The organism is Atribacteraceae bacterium, from assembly GCA_035477455.1.
Lineage (GTDB): Bacteria > Atribacterota > Atribacteria > Atribacterales > Atribacteraceae > DATIKP01.
Genome location: DATIKP010000079.1, coordinates 1 through 6,970, shown reverse-complemented (window position 1 = coordinate 6,970; position 6,970 = coordinate 1). Strand labels below are relative to the sequence as shown.

The window sequence follows — 6,970 nt, the reverse complement described above, 5'->3', positions numbered from 1 at the left end:
AAGGCCGTTTTTGCCCAATTTCGACCAGACTCCGTAAGCGACCACCCCAATGAAGAGACGAGGGACAAAACAGGCAGCCAGGTTTACCCCCAAACCGATAAACAGGGGAAGCGTGGCGAAAGCTAAAACCAATCCCAGGATAGACCCGGACAAAGGACCACCCAGGATTCCTCCCACAATGATCGGAAGGTGCATGGTGGTAGCTCCCCCAGAAATATTCGGAACCGGGATCAAGCCAAGCGGTGTAACGCTCAGAACAAAAGAGATGGCCGCCAACACCGCAGTCAGGACTATTTTTCTGGTAGAAATACGCATACTACCCACCTCCGTTCCGGTTCCGCGAGAGATACCGGACGATTTTTTTAGTTCAGGAAAATCTCGCCGCCCACCATGGGTCGGCGGAATAAGCAAAGCGGTTAAGGACCGCTCAGCGATGGTACTGATTTTCACCTCAGGTAATCAATTCCGCCCAGAATGTGTTTCGCTTTTCAATACTGCTCAATCCTGAAGAGAGGCTCCTGACTGCTGAGTCGTTATCCTCATTATATCATTTCGCGAGGGAATGCCGGCAACACCTTGCGCTTCAGTGACCGATCGGGTAATAGCCAAGCGGGAAGCCTCATACAAAGCAGAAATCAGGTGGAAATAGGCAGGCGGACGGCGATCACTGCAAGAGACCAGAAAGAGACAATCACCGTCAAAGCGCGTCCCATAAGGGCGGATACAGGAGGCAAGCGCCGAGTGGGCAACTTGCGTAAGAGAAAACAACTCTTCCCGGGTCAGAAAAAAATCGAAAAATGCCGCGAAGAGGGTGGTATTGAAGGGAGATTGGTAAAAATTGCTTTCATCTCTAACCATATGAAAAAACCCAGCTATGGTTCCCTCCTGGTTACGGCAACCGGCCAGTATAATCCCGTTTCCGGGATCGACAATGTCTCCCAGGGAGTTAGTCACCACATAGGCGGATACTTCACCTTCCGGAAGATCGACCGTTCCTTTCCCAAAACCGCCTTTCATGGATCGATCGATTCCAACAGCCTTCCCAACCGACGCTCCGGTACCAGCACCCACGCTTCCCTCAAGCGGCGAACCACCCGCTTCCCGGCTGGCCCGGTATCCCCATTCGATCTCCGGTAAACCAGGTCTTCCAACCTCGAGATCGTAAATCACCGCACCAGCAACGATGGGAATCTTCCCGGCCGGAGTATCAAAACCTTCTCCCTCCATGTGGAGAAAATCGACCACCCCCTCACCACAACGTAGACCAAAAGCACTCCCACCGCTGAAAAAAAGAGCATTGACGTTTTCCACCAGGTTTCCCGGGGCTAAAGCAGGCACTTCCCGACTCCCTGGTGCCCCTCCCCGTATCGAAGCAACCGCGCGATTCGGTTCAGGAATCAGAAAAACCGTACAGCCCGTACCCATAGTCAAATCACTGGTATGGCCTATCCGGAGTCCTTTCACGAAACCCTTCTCCTGTTTAAAGCAGCTACAAATTACACCCGCAAAAAGGGCAGAGCTTAAAGTCGGGAGACATCTTTTTACCGCATTTCGGGCAGGCCCCTACGGTCGACTCTTCCGGGGTAGGGACGTAATCTTTCTGAGCCTTCGCGAGCTCGGTAAGCCAGCTTCCAATATCAATCATGCTGTCGAAATAAAGACTCTCTTCCCGTCCCCAGTCGTCTTGAAACAGGATTCGCAGGTACTCGGGTTTACGGTTGATTCTCCGTACGTTGGTGGTGGGGCTGATCATACCGTCCGCCATGAGGTCTGCTTCTGGAACACAACGAGCACCCAGCACCCTGGAGAGAGGCAACCTGATCAGAACCTTCTCAAATGGAGAGCCGAACCCAAAAATATTCGGACCTTTTTCGAAATTTTCGAACCAAAGGCTTTTGTTCATTAAAAAAAGAAGGCCTTCCGTTTTATGTTCAAAACGGGGATGGCCTCCCAGATAACGGGCAAAAGCGGATAACACCCGCTTCTCATCATATTCGAGTTCTTTCTGCTTCCAGTAATCCGAAACCGAAACGGCACTTTTGCTGCGTTTGGAACTCCACAGAACCGCAACTGGGATCAAGACGGCAATGATCACCAGGTACCCGATAATATTCATTCATCAGCTCTTTTCTGTCTTTGCGGTGGTCGTTTTTTTCGCACCGTTACCCTTCTCCGCTCCCCCGGACCCACAGGATGAACAACTCCCACTCAAACAGCTTCCACAACTCGAACCCGACCCGGCAGTGCTCGCGGCCGAAGGACGATAATCGTTGACATAGAAACCGCTTCCTTTAAATACAAAACCTACGCCTTTGCTGATCAATCTTTTCACCCGACCACCACAGGCTGGGCAACGGGACAGAGGTTGATCATTCATGGATTGAAGTTCTTCAAAAGCATTGTCACATTCTCGACACTGATATTCATAAATCGGCATTGTGGTTCCCTCCCCCCGCCAGAGAAGTACTGGATTTTCCAGGAAACGGGTTTTTATTTCGACGACCCGGTTCATATTTTAACAGATTAGAACCAGTTAAACACGCATATTCTTCCCATAACGTGAAAAACCCGGCGGGTTTTTCACGTTTCCGGACCGCCGGGTTTTTGCTAACGAGCAAGATTAATATTCAGGTGTGGGCGGCATCGAAGGCATTCTTTCTTTTTCCGGTATCTCCGTAACCACCGCTTCTGTAGTCAGCATTACTGAAGCGACGCTCGCCGCATTCTGGAGAGCCGTGCGAGTCACCTTGGTCGGGTCGATAATTCCGGCTTCCAGCATATCCACAAACTCACCGGTGAGCGCGTTAAAGCCAAAGGTAGCCTTGTCGCTTTTCTTCATCTGCTCGACAATCACCGATCCTTCTTCGCCGGCATTTTCGGCGATCAACTTGGCCGGTTCTTCCAGAGCCTTGCGGACGATCAAAGAGCCGACTTTTTCGTCTCCGCTGAGAAACAAGGCGTCAATCTTCGCCATAGCCCGAATCAGGGCGACACCGCCTCCGGGGATGATCCCTTCTTCCACAGCCGCACGAGTGGCGTGGAGAGCATCTTCCACCCGGGCTTTTTTCTCTTTCATTTCGGCTTCAGTCGCCGCTCCGACCCGGATAACCGCTACGCCGCCGGAAATTTTGGCTAAACGTTCCTGCAGTTTTTCCCGATCGTAATCCGAGGTAGTCTCTTCGATCTGTCGTTTGATCTGGTTGATCCGGCCGACGATATCGTCTTTGGAACCCCGGCCTTCGACTATCGTGGTATTCTCTTTGTCGATAACCACTTTTCCGGCTTCTCCGAGGTCTTCAGCGGTCACGCTTTCCAGCTTGATTCCCAAGTCTTCAGAAATGAACCGTCCATGGGTCATAACCGCGATATCCTCCAGCATGGCCTTCCTCCGGTCACCAAATCCGGGGGCCTTCACCGCCGCGGCGTTGATAACCCCTTTCAGCTTATTCACCACCAACGTCGCCAGAGCTTCTCCTTCCACGTCTTCAGCAATAATCAGAAGAGGCCGTCCCCGCTGCACCACTTTTTCGAGCACCGGAAGCAAATCCTTGATCGCCGAGATTTTCTTTTCGAAAATCAGGATGTAGGGATTTTCCAGCACTACTTCCATCCGCTCCGGATCGGTAATAAAATATGGAGAAAGGTATCCGCGGTCGAACTGGAGACCTTCCACCACTTCGAGCGTGGTTTCCAGCCCTTTGGCTTCTTCGACGGTGATGACCCCATCTTTACCCACTTTTTCCATCGCATCGGCGATAATGAGTCCAATGGATTCATCGTTGTTGGAAGCAATGGTGGCTACCTGGGTGATCTCCTTGCGGTCGCTTACTTCGCGGCTCATGTCCCGCAGACTCTTGATCACGGCTTCCACGGCTTTGTCGATCCCCCGCTTCAGAATCATAGGGTTAGAGCCAGCCGCCAGGTTTCGCAAGCCTTCCCGGTAAATACTTTCCGCCAGGATCGTCGCGGTGGTGGTTCCGTCTCCGGCCACATCACTGGTTTTCGAGGCGACTTCTTTGACCAGTTGAGCTCCGACGTTTTCGTTCGGATCGGTCAACTCGATTTCCTTTGCAACGGTGACCCCGTCTTTGGTAATCGTCGGCGATCCGAATTTCTTCTCTATAACCACATTTCTTCCCTTCGGTCCCAAGGTGATCTTCACCACGTCAGCCAGGACCTTAACACCACGAAGAACCGATTGTCTTGCTTCTTCTGCAAATAGGATCTGTTTTGCCATTACCTTAAACCCCCTTTCTCCTAACCTTCAATAATTCCCAGAATGTCGTCTTCCCGCATGATCAGGTACTCTTCATCATCGATCTTGACTTCGGTCCCGGCATATTTACCAAAGAGCACCTTGTCGCCTTTCGATACTTCCAGGGATCTGCGGTTGCCATTATCATCGATTTTTCCGGTCCCCACAGCGATTATTCGTCCTTGCTGGGGTTTCTCTTTGGCTGTATCGGGGATAATGATACCGCCTTTTCTGGTTTCCTCGTCTTCGAGTCTTTTGACCAAAATACGATCTCCTAACGGTTTGATAGTCACTTAAGGTTCACCCCTTTCCGATGATGTTTAACTGCCAGAAAACATTATACAGGCTTTTTTAAATATTGCAAGCAGAGCAAAGTCAAGCAAAGTCATAAATGTGCCATAATGACAGAAGATAGGTCTTTATGTAGGCCTATATGGCATAATAGGCAAAAATTGCTATGTCAAAATAACAGAGTCACATCTCATTTATGGTACTTGAAGGTGAAGAGTTCGCTTTCGAGATTGTATTGCTTGATTTTCCGATAAAGGGTCCGTAGCCCGATATCTAGTATCCGGGCGGCTTTGCTCTTGTTCAGACGATTGGCCTTCAGTGTTTCCCGAATGAGATTTTTCTCCGCTTCTTCGAGGGTCATCCCCACCCGTACAAGAACCGTATCTCTCCGGTACGCTTCGTTCTGGATATGATCAGGTATGTCGGAAGTGTCGATCTCTCCTTCGGAGAGAATCAGAATCCCCTCAATGGTATTTCTTAATTCGGTTACATTTCCCGGCCAGTCATATTCCATCAACAAACGCAGAGCCGTTTTGCTGATCCGCGCTTCGGGCTTTCCCGATTCTTCGGCAAATTCTTTCAGGAAGCCGTCAATCAGGAAGGGAACGTCTTCTTTCCGATATCGCAGCGGCGGGATTTCTGTCCGCAAGGCATTCAAAAAATAGAACAAGTCGTTTCGAAAGGTCCCGCGGGCGACCTCTTCTTCCAGGGGAACCTCGCAGGAAGCGATCAGACGGATATCCCTATTTTTCATACCCAGACGGTGATCTTCTAAAAATTCCGCCAATTCGGCCTGCAGTGACCGAGGAAGCAGATGGATATCCTCCAGGTGTATTGTTCCCTCCGACAGTCCTTCCAGAGGAGCCAGAATCCGTCCTTCCCGGGACTCTCGGTAAAAGATCCGGTTTTTCAGGATACCCTGCGGCAGGTTCCCGCACAAGATTTTAAAAAAGGGTTTCTCATCGGGAAACGCGTACCGGTGAATCGCCCGGGCGACCATCTCCTTCCCGGTACCTTGTTCTCCAACCAGTAAAACAGGCCGCCGAACCTGAGAAACCTGAAGGATAAAGGAAAAAACCCGTTGCATCCCCTCTGATACTCCGGTAATGCCCGCAAAGGTGAACCGGTTGTCGATCCGCTGCCTCAAAACACGGTTTTCTTCCAGGAGCGCGAGTCTCTCTTCAGCCCGTCTCACCACGGTAAGAATTCGCGAAGGCGTAAGGGGAAGTGATAAATAATCGTAGATACCCTTGGATAGAATAGACCGGATATGGAAAGGGTTGTCGCTTTTACCGGTGGCAATGATCGCCATCTCCGGAAACTGTTGTCGGGCCCGGTTCAGCAATTCAAAACCATTCATGGAAAGAACCTGTTCATCCACGAGCATGATATCGATTCCCTCCCGTTCCAGACAATTCAAGGCCAAGCTCCGGTCCTTAACGGCAATGACGTAATATTTTTCATCCCGGAGAATGCTGGCCAGATTTTCCCGGACCAGCGTATCCTCTTCAACCAGCAGTACCCGCTTCATGATCACAACGCTCTCTACCATTTTTATGAGCACTTCCCACTTCAAGACCCCATCGCCCAGGCACTCGCGATCGATTCCCGGACGAGGCTACACAACCGGACTGCGATAATGACTTCATCAGCCATTCCCCACTCTAACGGCGAACTTTTTCCTCGCTATCGGAAAGCGATAATACCATGTCTGGTGTTGCCGGAATCGCCCATCCCCGCTACCTCTTTAAAGCTCTTGTATTTGGTCCTTCTGTCCGTCGATTTCCTGAATCCTTCTAACGTACTTTGCAAAGTCGCATTTCGGCCTTGGTTCATACTTCAGGTAGATTTCCACCGCCAGATGGTCGCCAATTCTTCGTTCGTCCCTTTGCCTCATCAATCCGGAGACAATTTTCGCCTGTGTCTGATATTCGTCCATGGCCCGCCTGATCTTTTCCTCGAATTCCCATGGAGCAGACATTGCACAGTTGGCCCGGAGGTAAGGATCTGCCAAGCTCAAGAAGGCATCCTCGGGGGAGAAATCGCTCCAGACCGCATACTGCATGAGGGAACGGATGGGCTCGGCTTCCCCCCAGTCGGCCATTACCGGATCTCCAACCTGTGGCGCATCGAATGCTCCGACCAGGAAGGTAGCCGTATGGTCGAGGTGCTCTTTATATCCGTTGGGCAAGAGAACCCGGGTGATTTTGAGCCTCCGCAACAGAGGCATTATCTTCTGGAATGTGCCTTCTCCTCCACCATTCAGTTTCCAGCCGATATTCGGCCACACGCTGTAATCGTCATAATCGAGCCGATGGATCCGCTCTTCTCTGATACCGATTCGTTCATAGGCCCGGGCGGTTTCCCGGGCTCGCAGAGCGGTGATCAGGTTTTTTTGTTCGATCGCGCTGTAGCCACCCGAAC

At 51.1% G+C, this 6,970-nt stretch carries 8 protein-coding genes; all 8 read right to left on the bottom strand.

Annotation, left to right across the window (positions count from 1 at the left end):
- Positions 1–315 (bottom strand): ECF transporter S component (locus tag VLH40_05000; GenBank protein ID HSV31364.1); only part of this gene is annotated, 315 nt, incomplete at its 3' end.
- Between the two features lie 183 nt (positions 316–498).
- Positions 499–1,464 carry a P1 family peptidase gene (locus tag VLH40_04995; GenBank protein HSV31363.1) on the bottom strand — a complete coding sequence of 322 codons (966 nt, stop codon included), beginning with the start codon at positions 1,462–1,464 and terminating at the stop codon, positions 499–501.
- A gap of 25 nt (positions 1,465–1,489) precedes the next feature.
- Complete coding sequence (locus VLH40_04990) at positions 1,490–2,116, bottom strand: hypothetical protein (protein HSV31362.1); 627 nt, start codon at positions 2,114–2,116, stop codon at positions 1,490–1,492.
- 3 nt (positions 2,117–2,119) lie between these two features.
- Positions 2,120–2,437 carry an FmdB family zinc ribbon protein gene (locus tag VLH40_04985; protein ID HSV31361.1) on the bottom strand — a complete coding sequence of 106 codons (318 nt, stop codon included), beginning with the start codon at positions 2,435–2,437 and terminating at the stop codon, positions 2,120–2,122.
- Positions 2,438–2,620: 183 nt separating this feature from the next.
- Positions 2,621–4,237 (bottom strand): chaperonin GroEL, encoded by a 1,617-nt coding sequence (groL, locus tag VLH40_04980; protein ID HSV31360.1) that lies wholly within the window; start codon positions 4,235–4,237, stop codon positions 2,621–2,623.
- 20 nt (positions 4,238–4,257) lie between these two features.
- Positions 4,258–4,548, bottom strand: a complete 291-nt coding sequence (groES, locus tag VLH40_04975; protein HSV31359.1) for a co-chaperone GroES — start codon at positions 4,546–4,548, stop codon at positions 4,258–4,260.
- A gap of 188 nt (positions 4,549–4,736) precedes the next feature.
- Positions 4,737–6,098 carry a sigma-54 dependent transcriptional regulator gene (locus tag VLH40_04970; protein HSV31358.1) on the bottom strand — a complete coding sequence of 454 codons (1,362 nt, stop codon included), beginning with the start codon at positions 6,096–6,098 and terminating at the stop codon, positions 4,737–4,739.
- Between the two features lie 195 nt (positions 6,099–6,293).
- A partial coding sequence (locus VLH40_04965) for a hypothetical protein (GenBank protein HSV31357.1) occupies positions 6,294–6,970 on the bottom strand: 677 nt, incomplete at its 5' end.

Coding starts and splice junctions, on each gene's coding strand:
- groL (HSV31360.1), bottom strand. CDS start 4,237: ATGGCAAAACAGATCCTATTTGCAGAAGAAGCAAGACAATCGGTTCTT.
- VLH40_04970 (HSV31358.1), bottom strand. CDS start 6,098: ATGGTAGAGAGCGTTGTGATCATGAAGCGGGTACTGCTGGTTGAAGAG.
- VLH40_04990 (HSV31362.1), bottom strand. CDS start 2,116: ATGAATATTATCGGGTACCTGGTGATCATTGCCGTCTTGATCCCAGTT.
- VLH40_04985 (HSV31361.1), bottom strand. CDS start 2,437: ATGCCGATTTATGAATATCAGTGTCGAGAATGTGACAATGCTTTTGAA.